The organism is Bacillus sp. EB V-12 (assembly GCF_056158125.1).
Genome location: NZ_JBUXJL010000005.1, coordinates 93086 through 112160, shown reverse-complemented (window position 1 = coordinate 112160; position 19075 = coordinate 93086). Strand labels below are relative to the sequence as shown.

The 19075-nt window shown below is 31.2% G+C and carries 18 protein-coding genes and 2 pseudogenes; 15 read left to right on the top strand and 5 right to left on the bottom strand.

From position 1 onward, the window contains the following. The first annotated feature begins 9 nt into the window (after window positions 1-9). On the top strand, window positions 10-1539 hold the full coding sequence (locus tag ACZDYH_RS17805) for a Hachiman antiphage defense system protein HamA (RefSeq protein ID WP_474886793.1): 1530 nt from the start codon (window positions 10-12) through the stop codon (window positions 1537-1539). A 13-nt stretch (window positions 1540-1552) separates the two neighbouring features. Then, a complete protein-coding gene (locus tag ACZDYH_RS17800; protein ID WP_474886792.1) occupies window positions 1553-4099 on the top strand; it encodes a DEAD/DEAH box helicase in 2547 nt (848 codons plus the stop codon). Between the two features lie 77 nt (window positions 4100-4176). Here ACZDYH_RS17800 and ACZDYH_RS17795 read toward each other — a convergent pair. Together ACZDYH_RS17795 and ACZDYH_RS17790 are read right to left on the bottom strand one after the other, a co-directional pair. Beyond that, window positions 4177-4445, bottom strand: a pseudogene (locus ACZDYH_RS17795) (IS3 family transposase); the annotation flags it as partial. A 63-nt stretch (window positions 4446-4508) separates the two neighbouring features. Beyond that, window positions 4509-4691 (bottom strand): hypothetical protein, encoded by a 183-nt coding sequence (locus tag ACZDYH_RS17790; RefSeq protein ID WP_474886790.1) that lies wholly within the window; start codon window positions 4689-4691, stop codon window positions 4509-4511. Window positions 4692-4999: 308 nt separating this feature from the next. Here ACZDYH_RS17790 and ACZDYH_RS17785 point away from each other — a divergent pair, with 308 nt between their 5' ends. Further along, complete coding sequence (locus ACZDYH_RS17785; protein WP_474886788.1) at window positions 5000-5872, top strand: hypothetical protein; 873 nt, start codon at window positions 5000-5002, stop codon at window positions 5870-5872. Window positions 5873-6307: 435 nt separating this feature from the next. Here the strand turns inward: ACZDYH_RS17785 and ACZDYH_RS17780 are convergent, their stop codons facing one another. Further along, window positions 6308-6667: a helix-turn-helix domain-containing protein gene (locus ACZDYH_RS17780; protein ID WP_474886787.1), complete on the bottom strand. Its 360-nt coding sequence runs from the start codon at window positions 6665-6667 to the stop codon at window positions 6308-6310. Between the two features lie 152 nt (window positions 6668-6819). On the opposite strand from ACZDYH_RS17780, the gene ACZDYH_RS17775 reads away from it, so the two are divergent. The 7 genes and pseudogenes from ACZDYH_RS17775 to ACZDYH_RS17745 all read left to right on the top strand — a co-directional run bounded on the left by ACZDYH_RS17775 (window position 6820) and on the right by ACZDYH_RS17745 (window position 10520). Beyond that, window positions 6820-7017: a helix-turn-helix transcriptional regulator gene (locus ACZDYH_RS17775; RefSeq protein ID WP_088120180.1), complete on the top strand. Its 198-nt coding sequence runs from the start codon at window positions 6820-6822 to the stop codon at window positions 7015-7017. 105 nt (window positions 7018-7122) lie between these two features. Further along, entirely contained in the window at window positions 7123-7533 is a 411-nt protein-coding gene (locus tag ACZDYH_RS17770; RefSeq protein ID WP_474886786.1) for a hypothetical protein, read from the top strand. Between the two features lie 148 nt (window positions 7534-7681). Beyond that, window positions 7682-7744: a tetracycline resistance efflux system leader peptide gene (locus ACZDYH_RS17765; protein WP_106081929.1), complete on the top strand. Its 63-nt coding sequence runs from the start codon at window positions 7682-7684 to the stop codon at window positions 7742-7744. A 33-nt stretch (window positions 7745-7777) separates the two neighbouring features. Then, the gene (gene tet / locus ACZDYH_RS17760) at window positions 7778-9154 is read left to right on the top strand and encodes a Tet(L)/Tet(K)/Tet(45) family tetracycline efflux MFS transporter (RefSeq protein WP_474886783.1); all 1377 of its coding nucleotides are present in this window, start codon (window positions 7778-7780) and stop codon (window positions 9152-9154) included. A gap of 314 nt (window positions 9155-9468) precedes the next feature. Beyond that, window positions 9469-9651, top strand: a complete 183-nt coding sequence (locus tag ACZDYH_RS17755) for a hypothetical protein (RefSeq protein WP_474886782.1) — start codon at window positions 9469-9471, stop codon at window positions 9649-9651. Between the two features lie 16 nt (window positions 9652-9667). Continuing rightward, the gene (locus ACZDYH_RS17750) at window positions 9668-10090 is read left to right on the top strand and encodes a tetratricopeptide repeat protein (protein WP_474886780.1); all 423 of its coding nucleotides are present in this window, start codon (window positions 9668-9670) and stop codon (window positions 10088-10090) included. A gap of 13 nt (window positions 10091-10103) precedes the next feature. Further along, a pseudogene (locus tag ACZDYH_RS17745) lies at window positions 10104-10520 on the top strand (hypothetical protein). Window positions 10521-11312: 792 nt separating this feature from the next. Here ACZDYH_RS17745 and ACZDYH_RS17740 read toward each other — a convergent pair. Beyond that, window positions 11313-11606 (bottom strand): hypothetical protein, encoded by a 294-nt coding sequence (locus ACZDYH_RS17740; RefSeq protein WP_000972460.1) that lies wholly within the window; start codon window positions 11604-11606, stop codon window positions 11313-11315. A 767-nt stretch (window positions 11607-12373) separates the two neighbouring features. Continuing rightward, window positions 12374-12700, bottom strand: a complete 327-nt coding sequence (locus ACZDYH_RS17735) for a helix-turn-helix domain-containing protein (RefSeq protein ID WP_098348692.1) — start codon at window positions 12698-12700, stop codon at window positions 12374-12376. Between the two features lie 145 nt (window positions 12701-12845). Between ACZDYH_RS17735 and ACZDYH_RS17730 the strand changes: the two genes are divergently transcribed. The 5 genes from ACZDYH_RS17730 to ACZDYH_RS17710 all read left to right on the top strand — a co-directional run bounded on the left by ACZDYH_RS17730 (window position 12846) and on the right by ACZDYH_RS17710 (window position 19056). After that, window positions 12846-13064 (top strand): helix-turn-helix transcriptional regulator, encoded by a 219-nt coding sequence (locus ACZDYH_RS17730; protein WP_061667279.1) that lies wholly within the window; start codon window positions 12846-12848, stop codon window positions 13062-13064. Window positions 13065-13190: 126 nt separating this feature from the next. Continuing rightward, on the top strand, window positions 13191-13601 hold the full coding sequence (locus tag ACZDYH_RS17725; RefSeq protein ID WP_474886963.1) for a hypothetical protein: 411 nt from the start codon (window positions 13191-13193) through the stop codon (window positions 13599-13601). A 384-nt stretch (window positions 13602-13985) separates the two neighbouring features. Beyond that, entirely contained in the window at window positions 13986-14795 is an 810-nt protein-coding gene (locus ACZDYH_RS17720) for a class I SAM-dependent methyltransferase (RefSeq protein ID WP_000651406.1), read from the top strand. 734 nt (window positions 14796-15529) lie between these two features. Continuing rightward, complete coding sequence (locus ACZDYH_RS17715; RefSeq protein ID WP_474886777.1) at window positions 15530-16321, top strand: enoyl-CoA hydratase; 792 nt, start codon at window positions 15530-15532, stop codon at window positions 16319-16321. A gap of 176 nt (window positions 16322-16497) precedes the next feature. Continuing rightward, the gene (locus tag ACZDYH_RS17710) at window positions 16498-19056 is read left to right on the top strand and encodes a glycosyltransferase (protein WP_474886775.1); all 2559 of its coding nucleotides are present in this window, start codon (window positions 16498-16500) and stop codon (window positions 19054-19056) included. Window positions 19057-19075 lie beyond the last annotated feature (19 nt).

Here is a 19075-nt window from a genome sequence, read left to right as displayed (position 1 = left end):
TATATAAGCATGAGTGAAATTTTATATCATATCACTGCAAAGTTGTTTTGTAAAAAGCAAGCTACTGCATTTTTAATTAACGAGAATACAGCTATTACAGCAAGACATGCAGTTACAGATAATATTAAAAATCAAACACCTATTAGATTGGAGTTTTATGGATTATCTGAAGGCCAGGAAACAAAGGAGGTCTTTGCATCAATTATTGGAGAAAGTAAAAGATATGATGTGGCTATTTTGAGTTTAGAGAAATCAGTAAGGTCAGTAGAATCTTGGCCGAATTTAAGTAGTCAGAAAGTAAACCTTGAAGATAATTGGGAATGCGTAGGTTTTCCTGTAGGATGGGATTCCGGGGAAGGTGGAAGTAGATTTTGTTATATAAAAGGAGGTATTTATCAAGATTCAAGCTTTGAACAAGTGGTTAAATATGATTTGCATTTAGATGGTAAATATATAAATGATGGTTGGGATGAGAGTCTAGAAGGATTATCGGGTTCCCCCGTCATGATTAATGGTGAAATTAAAGCAATTGTTGTAGTGGAAGAATATAGTTTAATAAAGTCTCCAATTAAATCAATTAGTATTAATAGAATAGTAAATTTTCTTGAACAAAATGGTATTAAATTTAATAGCTCATTTGGACCTAAGAATAACTTAATTAATAGTCGGCTTGATGCCCAAAGAAATAAATGTGAGGAACTTTTTAAGAAGGTTGATTATTATGGAAAGAAATCGGATATTGATTTATTAATCAGTGCATATTATTTGAAATATAGTAAAGATGGAACTTCTCTAATGAAACAATTTTCGGAGTATCTTGCAGATTCAGTTTCAGATTACGCATGTACTCTTGCTGATTTAGAAAAATTAGAAAAACGTATTATTAAACCACTTTCTATAGTTAAAAAGACAAATAAGGTAATAGAACAAATTAAAAATCAGGAAAAGTTAGGTTCTATAATTCTTTGGATGTTGATCGAGGGTATACTAGGTGCACCTAAAGGATTAAAGCGGATCAGTATTGATGACGAACTTGATATCTTCAATGAATTACATATTGGAATGAACACGGATTATAAATTAGTTTTATATTTGGGCGAGGGTAAGTTAAAGAGTGATTTAAAAACGGCAGTTCATGAATCTATTCAAACATTAGGGAAAATTATTAATATAAATGATGATATTTTTTATCCGGATGATTATATTTATGACCAAGTTGACTCTATTGAAATTAAAAAGTTACTTAGTGATTTTAAAAAGTTTGATAGAAGATGGGATGATATTATACTAGAACTTACTGTTTTTACAGGATATGATTCAGACTTACTAAAGAAAGTTGAGCAAAGAGGATTGTCTAAAGAACATAAGGAAGCTTTTATTGAGCAAAAATATATAGAAGAATGTACAAAAAACGAGCAAATTATATATGAAATGTTAACGGGAAATTCGCCTATTAAAAACATTAATATTAATTGGTTTATTATTCCGTTTAACACAATTGATGTTTTTGAAAATCTAGTTATTACTGAAATTACCTAAGAAGGTGAATGGGATGAATTCTGAAAAATTAATGAATCAATCGGACAGAGCAACGCTATTATTATTATTAAAGAGGCTAAAGAAAATACAAGTTCAACAAGATCTATTTTCCAACGTGACAGAGCATTTTTCAAAATTAGAAATAAAAATATTGGCAGAGGCTGGAAACACACTAGCGAGGTCGGTAGATAATCAAGATAAGATGGATGCTTTAGAGATTGCTATTTCATTGCCTCAAGTGATGCCAAGTAAAGGTATTTTCCTATGTTCGTTCTTAATACTAAGAAAACTAGGGAATTTTCCAGCAATAAAATTACTTGAAACTACAACTGGAATAAGTGAATATAAAGATCTCTTAAATGGCATGACTGCTTTGGAAGAATATATTTTTGAGAGTTTTAATGAAAAAACCCTTATTGATAAACAGTACCTTTTAACTAACTTTCAAAAAAAAGTGTCCGAGATTATAAATGGTCATCAAGGAATCAGTATATCTGCTCCAACTTCTGCTGGTAAATCATATATTATTTTAAAATATATTTTAGATTTAATCTACCAGAATCGTAATAATATTACAGTTGTTTATGTTGTTCCGACACGAGCCCTTATTAAGCAAGTTATGAATGATTTTATTGAACATATTAATGAATTAGCTTTGAAAAACATTTATGTAGGGTGTTCATCAGAGGTTGAAAATATAACAAGTAACTTAGGCAAATCAAATATTTTAGTGTTGACTCAAGAAAGATTATACCAACTTTGTACACGAGCTGATGTAACTAAACTAAATATAGCTATGATTGTGGTTGATGAGGCACATAATATTCAGAGTGATGGAAGAGGTGTTTTATTAGAAGGGGCTTTAAAGTTTGTACAAGAACTGTTTCCTAATGCAAAAACATTGTTTGCTAGTCCTTTGGTTAGTAATCCAGAAAAGTTACTTACTACATTTAATATTATAGATGGTGAAAAAGAAAAAGATTACTTCCCGTTAGTAATTCAAAATATAATTAAAGTTAAAAAAGTGGCTAAACATATAAAGATAAATGTTATTTATCAAGATGAAGAAATACAGGTTAGTGAGATACCTTATGAAGATAAAGGTAAGTCTAGAGCAAGTATTCTTGCAAATGTTGCAATTAAATTATGGAATGAACAAACTTCAATAATATATTCAAATGAACCAATGTTATCTACTGATGTAGCAAGAATATTATATGAAAGTGATAACTTTCCAGTTTTAAATGATGAACGCCTAGAAGACTTTGCAGATTTTATAGAAGAATATATTTCGCCTAATTATGAATTAGCTCAATTTATTCGATGCGGAATTGCATTTCATTTTGGTTCATTACCAACAATAATTAGAGCTGGAATAGAAGAATTGTTTAAATCTGGTGCATTGAAAATTGTAAGTTGTACATCTACGCTACTAGAAGGTTTGAATATGCCTGCTAAAAATATATTTATTTATAAACCAGAAAGAGGTAGACATAATCCTATGGATAAACTTAATTTCTGGAATTTAGCTGGTAGAGCAGGGAGAATGGGAAATGACTTTTCAGGAAATATAATTTGTATAGATCCTGAGAGTTGGAAGGAAAATCTTTTATTAGGTGAAAAATCATTTTCTATAATTCCATCTTCTGAATATAAATTGAAAAATCAAGTAAATGATTTTAAAGAATATATTTTTGATAGAAAAAATCCATCTGGCATGGATGATTATAATGAACAATTAGTTTCCATGGTAGTTCGAGATAGAGTGGTAGGTAAAAAATTAATTGACTCTCCATATAAGGATGAAAATAACGAAAAGGATTTAATAGAAATTGATAAAGTTACTGAAATAATTATTAATGATTTTAAGCCACCTTTAAGTTTATTAAGTAATACACCAGGAATAATGCCGGACAGAATTAATGATTTGTGGATGTATTTCGAAAAAAACAAAGAGAAGTATAAAGAATTTATGCCCATCTTTCCTACTTATATGTATGATAAAGGATATAATAGATTTAAAGTAATTGTAAAATTAATTAACAAATTCTTTATGAATAGAGTGCAATGGAGGGAGGACCATATTAAAAGATTATCTATAAATAGTTATAAGTGGATGCTCGGTTTTTCTCTTTCTGATATAATATTTTATGATGAATCATCAAATATTTATACAAATAAAAAATTAACTGGTTATGTGAAAAATCAAATTGATTTTCTAAATAAAAGAATTCGTTATGAAATGGTAAAGTATACCCAGGTATATATAGAAGTTTTAAGAGTGTTTTTGGAATCAATTAATCAAAAAGAAGATGCAGAAAAATTAGTAAAGCTGTCTTCGTATTTAGAATATGGAGCTTGTTCAACCCCGGCTCTTGAATTTATGGCTATAGGACTTCCTAGAGAAGCAGCAATTAGGTTAGATAAAGAATTTGGGATAAATCATAAGATAGAAGATCCTAATTATTATTTAGAATGGTTGAAGACTATAGATGTTAATACTTTAGAAATGCCAAATTATTTAAAACAACAAATAATTCAAGTACAAAAGATTTTTTAATAATATAAAATAGATGATTTATATAAAAGACAGAGAACTGATTGAACTGACCCCATAAAGTTAGACAGGTCGTTTCATTAGGCAGCCTTTAGGGCATGAGTTCGATATTGTACCGGACTCATGCCTTTTAGTTTTGCCTTAATTCTTTTGTAATTATAGTAATAGATATATTTTTAAAATTTTTATTTAAACTGTTCTATGCTTTTAAAATTTTTAGGTAAAGAAATTCAGATTTCATAATACCAAAAAAACTTTCAATAACCGCATTATCGTAACATTTCCCTTAATAAGATATATTTTGCGTAATCTCTCGTTCTTTTAAGGCATAACGATACTTCTTCGTTTGTTAGTATTGATTTTAATCAGAGTGAATAATGGGGTGTCACCTCTTCTTGATGTACTGAATACGTCATTTTCTAATAAGTCCAGGTGAAGGGATATGAAAAATGACTGCCGTTTTGTTTGTAGACGTTCCATGCTCAATCATATAATTTAATACGTCTAGTTTATACTGTGCAGAATACGTTAAGTAGCTTTTTTCTATCCTTGGTGTCCCATGATATTCAAATTGTTTTATCCACTTGTGAACCATTTCGTGATTCGCTCCCAATGATTTCCCAATGTCCTTTATACATTCATTTTGGCTTTTGTAATAAAAAAACTATACCGCATTGTAAGACTGTGTCCCAAAATTGAGGTGCAATTTAGCAGAGTCCCTGTCTTTTTAGGTTTGAAGATTGAAAAGGACTAACAGAAGAGAATTTATTTTTAGTGCTATTTTTTTAGAGAAATCCTTTTCTTGGATTACTGCAGTTTTTTTCTTCCTTTAAAGAGGGGATAGTCGAATAACGTCGAATAAGGATTTTAGTGATAAATATCTATAAAATGGAGGCGAGAGTAGTGCCAGTAAGTATCGGTTCAGTAATTTATAAAACAGACAAAGAAAGCAGAGAATTACGTATCTTAGATATGACCCCAAATTTGTACAATACAAAATACAAGGGAAACCTTTACTGTCCTATAGAAAATTGTAATGCTAAGATAGTGTTTGTAAATAGTACGTCTAAATCCAGCTATTTCAAAACCCATCCATTTGAAAATCATTCACCAACTTGTATATACCGTTTTGATAGGGTTGCAGGAAAAACGGGGGTCAATACTGAACACACTGTTAACGTGGTTTTATCAAAAGAGCGAAAGGCTAGAGCTTTAAAAGATGCTTTTCGTCAAGCACAAATGACAGAAGAAGAACTTCAGAAAAGGAATGAAAAAAGAAGGACAAGGAAGAATGAAAGACCAAAGACAGAAGGAAAGCGAAACAATATAGCTGTGAATATAGTAACAAATCCATCAGAAGAGGCAGAGATGGAAAACGCAAGTGGAAGTAGAGGACAAAATATCCTTAAAAGAAATCCTAATACGTTAAATCATTCTGATGTTGGCAAGCTTAGATTACTTTATGGGGAAATTAAAGGAATTGAGTATAGTAATACAAATGCTACAATAGAAATACAAGGAAGAAACCAGGGGGTATATGTTAAATTTGAAGAGACATTCTTTGCTAACAATCCCAATTATGTCGGTTTATTTTATCTTGTTAAGAAGCTTATTAAGGAAAATGATGCCGTTATATTTAGTGGAATAGGTGAAGTGAGAAGAAATAGAGACAAAGAAAATTTAGAATTAGTTGTCTTTAATGGAGAAGATTTTTCTATTCATGGAAGAAGTCTACCTTCCGTTGCTGCAATGTATGCTCGACAAAAAGTTGAATAATAATTGACTTATAATCTTAATTATCCCATGATTGTGGGAAAAGTGCTGAATTCTGTAGTTTATTTTTTCTTAGATAAAGTAAATAAATAATATGAAGAACTAAGAAGAGGGATTGTTAGCAGAAAAATTAAGGAATATTGTGCTTAGATAGAATGAAGAATAGAATTTAATACATTGAAATAAAATCAAGATTTATGTCAAAAACAAAGGATAGGAATTAAAGTAAGAGCACCCTATCCTCTTTATTATAGAATTCGAATATATAGGATTTTGTGAGAAGTTTGACCATTTCTTTGATTACTGGCTCTGTAGAGTATAAAAGTAAACAAATAAAAACCGTATCAAATGTTAATTTGATACGGTTTTTATATTTATGATCCCGAAGAGGCTCGAACTCAGGACATTCCCTGTCAAGGTAGAGGTCTTTTTAACATATTAATCTTTTTTCTGTATTATAAACTCCCAAAACTTCTTTAGTTCCTCTCGCTTTTGGGGAGAGGAACTTTTAATAGCTTTAAACCATTTCTCTAGTTCTGTATCAATTACTTCGGTACTATCTTTTGTAATGAATCCTATTTCTTCTAGTAAGGATTTAGTACTTATATTCATGGCGTTTGATATCTTTTCTATTACTAATAGTGTTGGTTCTACAGGTTTTCCAGTTCTGGAATCTACGCCTTTTTCAAGTTTGTCTATATAAGTATGACTAACATCACATTTTTGAGCAAAATCGCGCAAGGATAGCTTATTTGTTAAACGATAATTTTTAATAATTTCACCAAGAGTTTTCTTCATGTGTAATCCTCCTAGTATAATTGTAAACAATAATTTACAAAAAGAAACTAAAATAGAGAAAAAATATGTAAAACATTGTTGACGTTGTAGTAAACTATGGTTTACAATTGTTGTGTAATTATATGAATACATAAATGGAGAGGAGTAGAGCAATGAATAAGATAGCTGAATTAAGGAAAGAAAAATTAATATCCCAAGAAAAGTTAGCGGCACAAGTTGGTTTATCGCGCACTTATATTTCTGAGATAGAAAATAATAAAAAACAACCTAGCGTTAAGTTAGCTATAAAAATAGCAAAAGTTTTAGGAACAAGCGTGGAATCTATTTTTAGCTCCTCTTGTAAACTATAGTTTACGATAAAAGAGGTAGAGAATTTGATTGCCAATATAGCTGTTCCATCATAATTTAGATAGTTCAATTAATAGTAAAAAATACAGAAGAGGAAGTGTTTAAATATGAACATGAAAACATTTGAAATGCGTGAAAAGCGATTAGCAGGACTATTAGGTGCAAAAGTACTATGGGAATTTATAAGTGCTGTCACAGAGGAAATTGAAAAACAGGAATTAGAGTCTACACCAGGTTTATTAGAAGATCTATTCATACATGTGAAAGAGACTATTCAAATTCAGAATATGAATCAACGCATAACAAAAGCCCCTGTAAAAACAGAGGCTGGTGGTATAAATAAAGATACATTATTTATGGAAGCCTATGTAGAATTAATCAATCATAAGTTTGTTATTTCTGAATTAGCTGTAGAGCTTTCATCTGTTCTAAAAGAATTAAATTGTTTTGTTCAATCATCTTTGCCACAGCTTCAAAATAAGCTTGACTCTCAAGAACCTCAACCTGCTTCTCTTTAAGGAATTTTATTTCTTTATGCTCAAATATGTTATTTCTGGATTGTCGGATTAATTTATTATCTATGCACAAAGTATTGTAGAATATGTTTTATTTAAAATTATATATATGTGATATAATATATAAATCATTTTTGGGGAGGAATTATTTATGAAGTGCAATAAATATAATTGGGTACATTTAAAGAGGGAAAGCGTATCAATGACCCTATAAACTACGTCTACCCTTATTATTGGAGGGTAAATTGTGAATTCATCTCATTCACATTCAATATTACGTCATAATCAAATTTTATTATGGCTCTGTGTTCTTTCTTTTTTCAGTGTTTTAAACGAAATGGTTTTGAATGTTTCATTACCTGATATTGCTAGTGATTTTAATAAGGAGCCAGCAAGTATAAACTGGATAAACACAGCGTTCATATTAACTTTTTCTATAGGAACAGCTGTATATGGAAAGTTATCAGATCAGTTAGGCATCAAGAAGCTACTCTTATTTGGAATTATAGTGAATTGCTTCGGATCAGTTATCGGGTTTGTTGGACATTCGTTCTTTTCTGTACTTATTTTGGCTCGGTTTATTCAGGGAGCTGGCGCAGCTGCATTTCCAGCACTTGTAATGGTTGTTGTTGCGCGCTATATTCCAAAAGAAAATAGCGGTAAAGTATTTGGTCTTATTGGGTCCATTGTAGCAATGGGAGAAGGTGTCGGACCATCTGTTGGTGGAGTAATTGCCGAATATGCTCATTGGTCTTATATACTGCTTTTGCCTGTTGTAACGATTATCGCTGTTCCCTTCCTTGCAAAATTATTGAAACAGGAAGATGTAATAAAAGGAAGTATTGATGTTAAAGGAATAATATTTATGTCCGTCGGTATTGTATTTTTTGTAATGTTTACGACATCTTATAGAATTTCCTTTCTAGTCGTTAGCATTATATGTTTCTTGATATTTGTTAAACATATTAGGAAAGTGTCTAATCCTTTTGTTAATCCTTCGCTAGGAAAAAATATATCATTTATGATTGGAATCATTTGTGGAGGACTTATATTGGGAACCGTAGCAGGATTTATTTCTATGGTTCCTTATATGATGAGAGATGTCTACCAATTAAGTACTGCCACAATTGGAAGTGGGATTATTTTTCCTGGAGCAATGAGTGTTATTGTTTTCGGTTATATTGGAGGAGTGCTTGTTGATAAGAAAGGTTCTCTATTTGTATTAACAACTGGAGTTGCATTTCTTTCTATAAGCTTTTTAGTAGCGGCCCTTTTTATAGAAACAACGCCTTGGATCATAACAATTATAGTAATTTTTGTTTTTGGTGGGCTTTCTTTTACGAAAACAGTTATCTCTAACATCGTTTCAAGTAGTTTGGAACAAAAGGAAACAGGTGCTGGAATGAGTTTGCTTAATTTTACAAGCTTTCTATCAGAAGGAATGGGTATTGCGATTGTAGGTGGATTATTATCGATACATTTGCTAAATCGAAAATTATTACCTATAAATGCTGATTTGTCCACTCATTTGTATAGTAATTTGCTATTACTTTTTGCAGGAATCACAATTACTAGCTGGTTAGTTACAATGAAAATGTATAAACGCTCAAGAAGAAATATATAAAAGAGCCAAAGAAGTCTTTTTTAAACGAATTTATTGTTATATTTTTTGGTAGTGAATATCTTATATCAAAAATTAAACGATTTTAAGTATAACCTCGTTCTAATTATAGAACGGGGTTATACTTGTTTGAACTTTTAAAATTTAATAATCTTATTGTCCCTTTACAAAACATATACAGAATAAACATTATTGAATTTATGGAAGTGGTAAAGGAAAAGTATAAGTTACATAGCGATAAATAGGAAACAGGAGCCAATAAAAACAACCTCGGTAAGGCAAGTGATGGAGTGTGGTATGATCTTAGTAAATCAGATATGGCTCATCTAACCGATGCTGTCTCGTGGTGGAATAGTATTGGTAGGCATTATGGAGCAAAGTCTAAGGAAGGTAGAAAATGGATGCTAGATTCTGTTAATTATGAATTGGATCATTTTAGTTTAAATAGATCAGCAGGCGCTAAATTAGGTGAGAGATATTTGCCACCAACTAGAAAATAATTGGAGGTAAAGGGAAGTGGAACTAGAACTAGATGACAAAGTATACAATCAAATTGTACAACTATGTGAAGAGGGAGATATTCTATTTGAAGTAGAACAATTTGATCAAGCACTGGAGAAATATTTGGTGGCTTTAGATATGGTGCCAGCACCAAAGACGGATTGGGAAGCAAGTACTTGGTTATATACAGTAATAGGCGACACTTATCTTATTAAAGATGACTATGAAATGGCAAAGAGTAATTTTTATAATGCTTTAAACTGTCCAAACGGTATTTCGAATCCATTGATTTTATTAAGACTTGGAGAGAGCTTGTTCGAATGTGGAGAACTTGAAAAAGCTAAGGAATATTTATTAAAAGCATACATGCTAGAAGGTTACAAGATATTTTTTGAAGAAGATGATAAATATTTTGACTTGATTAAAGACATTATTTAAGGAGGAGAGCAAAATGGCTATATTACAATCACCTATAAAAGAGAAATTCGCAAGTCTCGTTAATCAGAGTAATGATGAATTTGATAAAGGTAATCATAATGAATCTATTACATTATTAGAAGAGGCTTGGAGTATATTGCCTAATCCGAAAGGTATTTATAATGAAAGTTATGATTTAGTGAATGATATTATTGATACTTGTTTTATTGTAAAAGATTTTAAGACAGCAAAAAAATGGTCAGATAAAATGCTTTTAACCGGATTTATGCGTATTGATACAGGTGAAAAATAATTTATTTCAGGAAAAGTTGCGTATGAATTGGGTGATTTAGAAATCGCAAAAGAGTTTTTCAACTTTGCTAACAAAAAATCAGAAGGAAGATGTTTTGAAGATGAGGATGTTAAGTATCTTAAATTCTTCAAAAGTTAAGAGTGTAGGCTAGGTGGTAGATAGCTAAACATTTTATGTATGACGAAGATGAAGAATAATTGAAATATAGGCGTGAACCTCGATTCACGTCTTTTTGCATTTTTTTCAATTTCTCCGTTACCAAATCGACTTAGGGTCGGATTTAATAGTGTGAGAGACGAGTAGTAGCTGGCCATCTTTCTACCGGCGCCTCTTCCAAGATATACGAAAAGAAGTTTTGAAGCTTTTTTGTAATTAACGTTACGAAGCAATTCAGGGGTCGGATTTATACATAGAAAAAAGAATTCAATAACAATCGGAGGTAGTTACTATTGAAAAATCAATATCGTTAACTGTAAGTGACAGCGCTTCGCTGATACGCAAGAATGTGCCTATAAGAGATTCATAATAACGTAATCTTGAAAATTGCTATAGCCTCGTTTATTTTGAGCATCAAGTAAACGTCGTAATTCATCAACTGTAAGTACAGCAATTTCCTCTTGTAGTTCGTCGGTTTGATTAAGCGCGGACACTTGGATGAAATCGGTGTCTACATTACGGAATAAAGGGCCGGATGTGAACGTATGATAGCGTGGATGGCGGTTACATTCGCAGTTGCATTTTTGGTGGTGGTTACGTTTCGTCCGATAATAATTTTTAGACCGATCGTAATAGTAGTTTGACATATTATTACGTACTTCCTTTTAGTACATGCTATGCGGAGGGGGAGGATTGGGTCATGCGGCAGTGGATTTAAGAGGAAAGGTGAATAGAGATGAATAAGAAAACCGCCTATTACGGGCGGTCGCATTTTTATATAGTTCGATTTCTTTTTATTTTTGCCTTTATGTATTTTATATTTTTAATAGTTTTATGAATCATAAAAGGTATTAGAATGATCATTATAATACAATAGAATATATTCCAAGCGGTACTAATATACGTATCGTTTAGTCCTTTTATATTTAGCCAGTAATCCACTACCATCCCACCGAATAAAAGTGATAAACATAACGTGCTGGCATCTTTTTCTTTATTCCCAAGAAACATAATGAAAAACAAGAAAAAGAGAGCAATAGGTACATTGATATCATCAAAAATCATCATAGCAATCGCCACCTTTCAAATAAGAATATTGATACTAATTACATTCTATTATACGCAGGAGATTCCCAGTATTCTGTAACGACTTTAGGTATATTTTTATAATCAAAGTAATCGAATGTAATTTTATTAAAGTCATCACGAGTTATTTGTATTTTCATAAACAGATCACTAGATTTATTGTCATTTGTATCAGTCAGTTCATTCACTTTAATTAATATATTAGAATGTAATTATAACAAATAAAAGGATATTATGGGAGTGTGAATTGTTTTTTATGGACAAATTTGTAAGAAATAATGCGAGATAACAAAATTTTATACTTCGAATAGCTTGAATTTAGATCTCCTATCTCTCCACATGGTTCCCGACGTCAGAAAAATTCCATCAAAAAGCTGACCTTATTCAGAATTCTCCTCATCTTCTATTATAGTCACGAATAATTCCCTAATATCCTCTTTTTAAAATAACCTGATACTTTAGCTAGTGTTTCAATATTGACTCTTTTAATATTTTCTTTGCACATTTCATTTACTGTAGAAGGATTTATTACCTTTCGTAATTCAACCAGATTGTTTTGAGTGGATCGTATTCTCTGTTCATACATTTTGTAATTTAAATTTTATTTTCCTCAATAACTTTGGTGACCAAATTACTGCATAAAAATAACGCTCTATTCGTTGATAGAACGCCATTTCATTGTATCCGTATGACCCCGGAGAGGATCAAATTCATGCCGTTCACCCATATGAAGGTGAAGGTTTAGTTTATTACTTTTCTTCCTGCATTATAAAATTCCAAAAACGTTTTAATTCTTCACGCTTTTGGGATGGAGCAAGCTTTATATCATTTAACCATTGATCTAGTTCTGAATCATTTCTTTTCTCTTCGGTATAAAAACCTCTCCCTAGAAGAAAATCAGTAGATACTTTAAAGTAATCTGCTATACGTATCAAGGTATTGTAATCAGGTTGACGCTCGTTACGTTCATACATACCAATTGTACTCTCACTTAGTTGAAGCGATTGAGCAAGTTCTTTTTGCGTAATTCCTTTTTGTTTTCTTAAATCACGAATTATATTTCCAAACGTTTTCATTCTATCACCTGATAATATATTAACACAATATGTGTTAATATATTAAAATTTTTAAAAATTGATAATTAATATCTATTGACAACACATTTCGTGCGGTTTATATTTTAAATAACAACACGAAATGTGGTTTTAGGAGTGAGAATATATGAATTATGAAAGAGTAGCTGAAAATTTAATTAATCTAAGAAATGGGAGATCTAGAGAAGAGGTGGCAAAAGCAGTGGGAATCAGTATTAGTACATTGCAGATGTATGAAAATGGCCAGAGAATCCCACGAGATAATATAAAAATAAAATTAGCGAAATTCTATGGTGTTACAGTCCAAACAATTTTTTTTGATTCCGAACAGCACGAAGTGTGTTGAATAATGTTAGACTTTTAAGATGATGTAGTGATTTTTTAGAAATGTAAGCTTAGAAAATGTATTAGGCAATTTTACATAAAATTATAATGTTTTTATCATTATATATAAATTATAGGGGGTATTTACATAAACATGAAAACATTTGAAATACGTGAAAAACGATTAGCAGAACTACTAGGTGCAAAAGTACTATGGGAATTTATCAGTGCCGTCACAGAGGAAATTGAAAAGCAGGAATTAGAGTCTACACCAGGTTTATTAGAAGATCTATTCATACATGTAAAAGAAACTATTCAAATTCAAAAGATGAATCAACGCATAACAAAAGCCCCTGTAAAAACAGAGGCTGAAGGTATAAATAAAGATACATTATTTATGGAAGCATATGTAGAGTTAATCAATCATAAGTTTGTTATTTCTGAATTAGCTGTAGAGCTTTCATCTGTTCTAAAAGAATTAAATTGTTTTGTTCAATCATCTTTGCCACAGCTTCAAAGTGAGCTTGATTCTCAAGAACCTCAATCTGCTTCTCTTTAGGGAGTGATTGAAGTATTTCTTTTATTTCTTTACACTCGTATATGTTATTCTCCGAGTCTTCGATTAATTTATTGCGACGATTGGTGTATTCAAGTGCACCTAAAGTCGCTAATGCGCGAGGATCTAAACCTAGAATTTCCATGTATTCCTCTCCTTTCCTCTACAATAATTCGATAGGGGGAAGGAGATTCCTTTAATAATTTGGTAGAGTTTTTATAGTTATATAACATATTTTTTATTAGTGAGAATTTTATTTTGCAGGAATACTCTAGAATTAGACTTAAAATGTTTACCTTCGTCTAAATACAAGTTATACACACATATATTGATCTTATAAAGGTATATATTACACATAATATTATGTTAAAGGTGGCGAATTGTATCATGAAAGATTTTGTTCTCGAAAAAGAAAACATTATTCGTAAATATGGTGAATGGACCGCTTATGATATTAAATTAACGGATACTCTATATACAAGAGATATTCGACAACCAAATCCTGCGTTAAAAAAAATTGTGACAATGATTCAAGATATCACACAATGTGATTTTAAAAATCTTCGAATCTTAGATTTAGCTTGTTTAGAGGGGCATTACGCAATTGAGTTTGCTATGCAAGGAGCAACTGTTGTAGGGATAGAAGGAAGAGAATCAAACGTACAAAAAGCTATATTCGCTAAAGATTTATTAAGGTTGGAAAACTTAACCTTTTATCAAGATGATGTAAGAAATTTAAGTGCTGAAAAATATGGTCAATTTGATATTGTTTTATGCTCTGGTATTTTATATCATTTAGATTGCTCAGATGTATTCCCTTTTTTAGAAAAAGTGTATGAAGTATGCAAAAGGTTTGTAATAATTGATACTCATATCACTCATACTCCCAATGTATCAGTACTCTATAAAAATTATGAATATAAGGGGCACACAATGCTAGAACACTCTGCTAATTCATCAGTAGAAGAACGTTTAAAATCAAAATGGGCATCATTAGATAACATAACTAGTTTTTGGATGACAAAATCCTCTCTATACAATTTTTTAACGCGAACAGGTTTCTCTTCTATAAATGAATCCAGAAGTTTAGTTCAAGAAGATAGGGTTACTGTTGTAGCTTTTAAGAAATATCCTATAGAAATTAAAAGCTCTCCTGAAACAGAAAAATACATTGAACCCGATTATTTAGAATGCTAAAAATAACACGTTTAAGTTTAATATCCTAATCCCTCTGTATGAGGTTGTACTATATGCCTCTCAAGCTAAAATCTTAAAGTATCCCTAAACAAAATTATCAATTTTCCAAAAGCTATTTATATAAATGCAACTTGTTGTTTCCGTTTTGAGGGCACTATAAAGTTTTAGCTTGAGAGCACCGCATTGCTATCAACTTAAAGAAATATTTCCGAAAACAAAAATGAAAAGAATAATAAAAAAGCTTATCATTACGTGTTGAAGGATAAGCTTTTTTATTTAGAGTTCGATAGAACTCTTAACTTAGGAATTCCCCCACTTCTAAACGAAGTGAAAGTGGGGGTAATTCAATTGTAATTACAACAAATTAGTTAAGAAAGACTTAAATACAAGTGGTTACTAAAATAGTGCCTTTCTTAAATTGTTCGCATTTAATGTACCTCATGTAACAGTCTTCTTATCTCATTTTTTCTAATAGTCATCCCAGCTTCAGAAACTGTGTAACGGAAACCAAAGAAACATGAAGCTAATTAATATAGTAAAAGAACCATTTAAAAATATGTTGAGATTATAAAATGGTGCCAAGAAAGGATTGCTCATTTTATGCTTCTACAGTTCATACAATAAATTGATGAATTTCTAAAAGCGGAACCATATTCGGAAATTTAGGCTGATGGTGAGTGAAGTAAAAATGCTTGGTGTTGTGAAAAATTAGGTAGTTTAAAAGGGGATTTTTTATGAAGAATGAACGAGTAGTAACTTGTAATAAAAAAGGAAGTATTGCTGTCGTTACAATTAAAAATCCACCAGTCAACACTTTAAGTTTAGAAGTAGTTCAACAATTAGTAGATGTATTAGAGGAAATAGAAATTGATAATGATATTTCAGTCGTAATTATAACTGGAAGTGGAGAAAAGGCCTTTGTAGCAGGAGGGAATATAAAAGAATTTCCAGATTGGATGGGCAAAGGTGAAAAATATGCCGAGATGAAATCATTAGAATTGCAACAACCTCTTAATCAACTAGAGAATCTGTCTAAACCGACTATAGCTGCTGTTAATGGTTTAGCACTAGGTGGTGGATGTGAATTAGCACTTGCTTGTGACTTAAGGATAATAGAAGAACAATCTTTAATTGGATTACCGGAAATTACGTTAGGTTTATTTCCTGGGGCTGGAGGAACCCAACGCTTACCTAGATTAATTGGAGAAGGGAAAGCAAAAGAGATGATGTTCACAGGGAAATCGATTACAGCTAAAGAAGCAAAAGAAATAGGCTTGGTTAACTACATTACCCCTCGAGGAGAGGCGTTAAATAAAGCAAAAGAGATTGCAAGGGATATAAGTAAATTTTCTCTTCCAGCTCTCGCCTATATGAAGTTGGCAATTCGCGAAGGGACAGCAGTACCTTTACAAGAAGGGCTTGAGATTGAAGCGCGTTACTTTGGAAAAGTATTTCAAACAGAAGATGTGAAGGAGGGGGTAAAGGCATTTATTGAAAAAAGAATGCCGCATTTTACAAATAAATAGAATGGGACGAAAAAAGTTATCCAGGTTTATTCTACACTATGTCAACATAGCTGCTGTTTTTAAAGCTATTTATTTGTTTTTCGCAACACCTTTCAGATCTAGTTCGTCTAATAAATAGATTTGTAGTAGCATGTCTATTTCAAAAGTGAAAATAAATAAAAAGGCGGAGGAATAGAATGGAAAATGGTACAAATGAAAAGGAAATAAATCAAACGCCTTTAGTAAGTGTATTAATTCCTACGTATAATCGTCCACACTACTTTGAAAAAGCTTTATGTAGTGTATTAGAACAAACGTATCCTAATATTGAAATTATAATAGGGGATGATAGTACAAACGACGAAACAGAGAAAGTGTTACAAAAGTACTTGTATGATCATTCAAATATTATTTATATAAAAAATAAGTCAACTCTTGGACAATTTGAGAACTCACGTATGTTATTTCATAAAGCGAAAGGTGAGTATATAAACTTCTTAATGGATGATGATTTATTTCATGTAAATAAAATTGAAAAAATGATGAAATACTTTTTAAATGACCTAGATAATGAAATTAAGCTTGTAACATCCCATCGCCAAGTAATGGATGCAGAAGGAAACCTATTGCCAGATGTTTATGCAACGATGCGTTTATTTTTTACAGATACGATTATAGATGGGCTACAATTAGGAAAAATGGTGATTATGAATCAAAAGAATTATATAGGAGAACCGACAACGGTTTTATTTCGTAAAAGTGATTTAACAGAACCGTATGGTGTATTTGATAAAAGGCGGTATCTTTGCAACGTAGATGTAGCTTCATGGTTATCCTTACTGAGTAAAGGGAAAGCAGTATATATAGCGGAGACACTCAGTTACTTTCGATTACATTCAAATCAGCAGTTAAATGAATCTAATAAAATGATGGATGGGTTAGAGGATTTTTCTCATAGTATTATTATAGCTGGAGAAAAATATGGTTTCTTATCCTCCGAAGAGGAGTTAGACAGAGCTATTACAAATTTTCTAGACTATGCAAGAAGAATTGTTCCATCATCCATATTATATTCATTGGATTACTATCAACAAATCAAGCTAAAGAAAATAAATATTGAAAAGAAAAAACAGCGTATGAATATCAACTCGCACCTCCCAAAAGTCAGTATACTAATTCCTGCCTACAATAGACCTCATTACTTAGAATTAGCCCTCAAAAGTGCTTTGAATCAAACCTATGAAAATATTGAAATTATAATTTCTGACGATAGTACAAATGATGAAGTAAAAACAATGATCCAGCCATACTTAAAAGAACATGAATGTATAACATATGTTAAAAATGAAAATCCATTGGTGGCTGAAAATTTTAATCAATGTATAGAGCTTGCTACTGGTGAATATATAAATTTTTTATTAGATGATGATTTATTTCATCTTGAAAAGATTGAGAGAATGATGAAATACTTTTTTGAATTAGAAAACATTGCATTTGTGACGTCGTACCGTGAACTGATTGATGAGAATGGAGAGGTATTACCCCCCTCAACATTGAATTTGAAAATTGCCACAGAAACTACAATTTTTGAAGGGGAAACACTAGGGAATTATATGTTAAAAAACTTGAAAAACGTAGTTGGAGAACCGACAACGGTTTTGTTTAATCGCAATTTTTTTGGAGGGAAATTTGGTTATTTTAAGGGGAAAGCGTATTCTTCTATTAATGACATTGCAACTTGGTTAGATATGATGAGGAAAGGAAAAGTAGTTTATATAGAGGAACCTCTTAGCTACTTTAGACAACATAGTGGACAAAATCAAAAACAAATGTACTTTATATTAATGACAATTGAAGAATGGATTGAATTAATTACAGATGCACATAATAGTGGATTTTTAAATACTGAACAAGATTATAAAGAGAGCTTATCTTATTGTTTGGAGAATGCGGGATTTATACTTAAGGATGCAGTAAGAAGTGGAGAACTAGATCAAATTTATAATGAAAAGATAAAAAACGGGTTAATTAAACTAGTTACTCATATATTTGAGAAAAATATTTGTTATTGCCAATATTGCAATCAAGAATTTAAAAGTTTTTCTCCTTGGCCAGCACATTATGATTTTCTAAAATATGAATTTGAGATGTGGAATAAAGATACAGGTATCTGTCCAGTTTGCTATTCGATGGATCGTGACAGGTTGTATCGTGCGTACATTGAAACAGAGACGGATTTGTTAAGTAGGAATTATACTATGCTTCATATTGCACCTGAAGAGAAGGTAAGAGGGTGGCTTAACCAGTTTAAAAACATTACTTATACATGTGGGGATTTAGAACCAAAGGATTCTTTAATGAATGAAATTGATATTACGAGAATTGCATACGAAGATAATACCTTTGATGTTATTTTATGTAGTCATGTATTAGAACACGTGCCTGACGATGAAAAAGCAATGCGAGAATTATATAGGGTACTAAAGCCAAATGGATGGGGAATTATTCAAGTGCCAATCGTAATGAATGTAGATTTTATTATAGAGGATAAATCTATTGTAACGCCATTATTGAGAAAATTAGCCTTTGGTCAAGAAGATCATGTTAGGATTTATAATCGATCGGGATTTATTCAACGATTAACAGATGCGGGCTTTAAGGTAGAATTGTATAACATAGCTGAGAAACAAGGAATAGAAATTGCTAGGAAATTCGGATTATCTGAAACGGATATGCTCTATATTGTCCGAAAATGATAGAAAGGAATAGATGCAT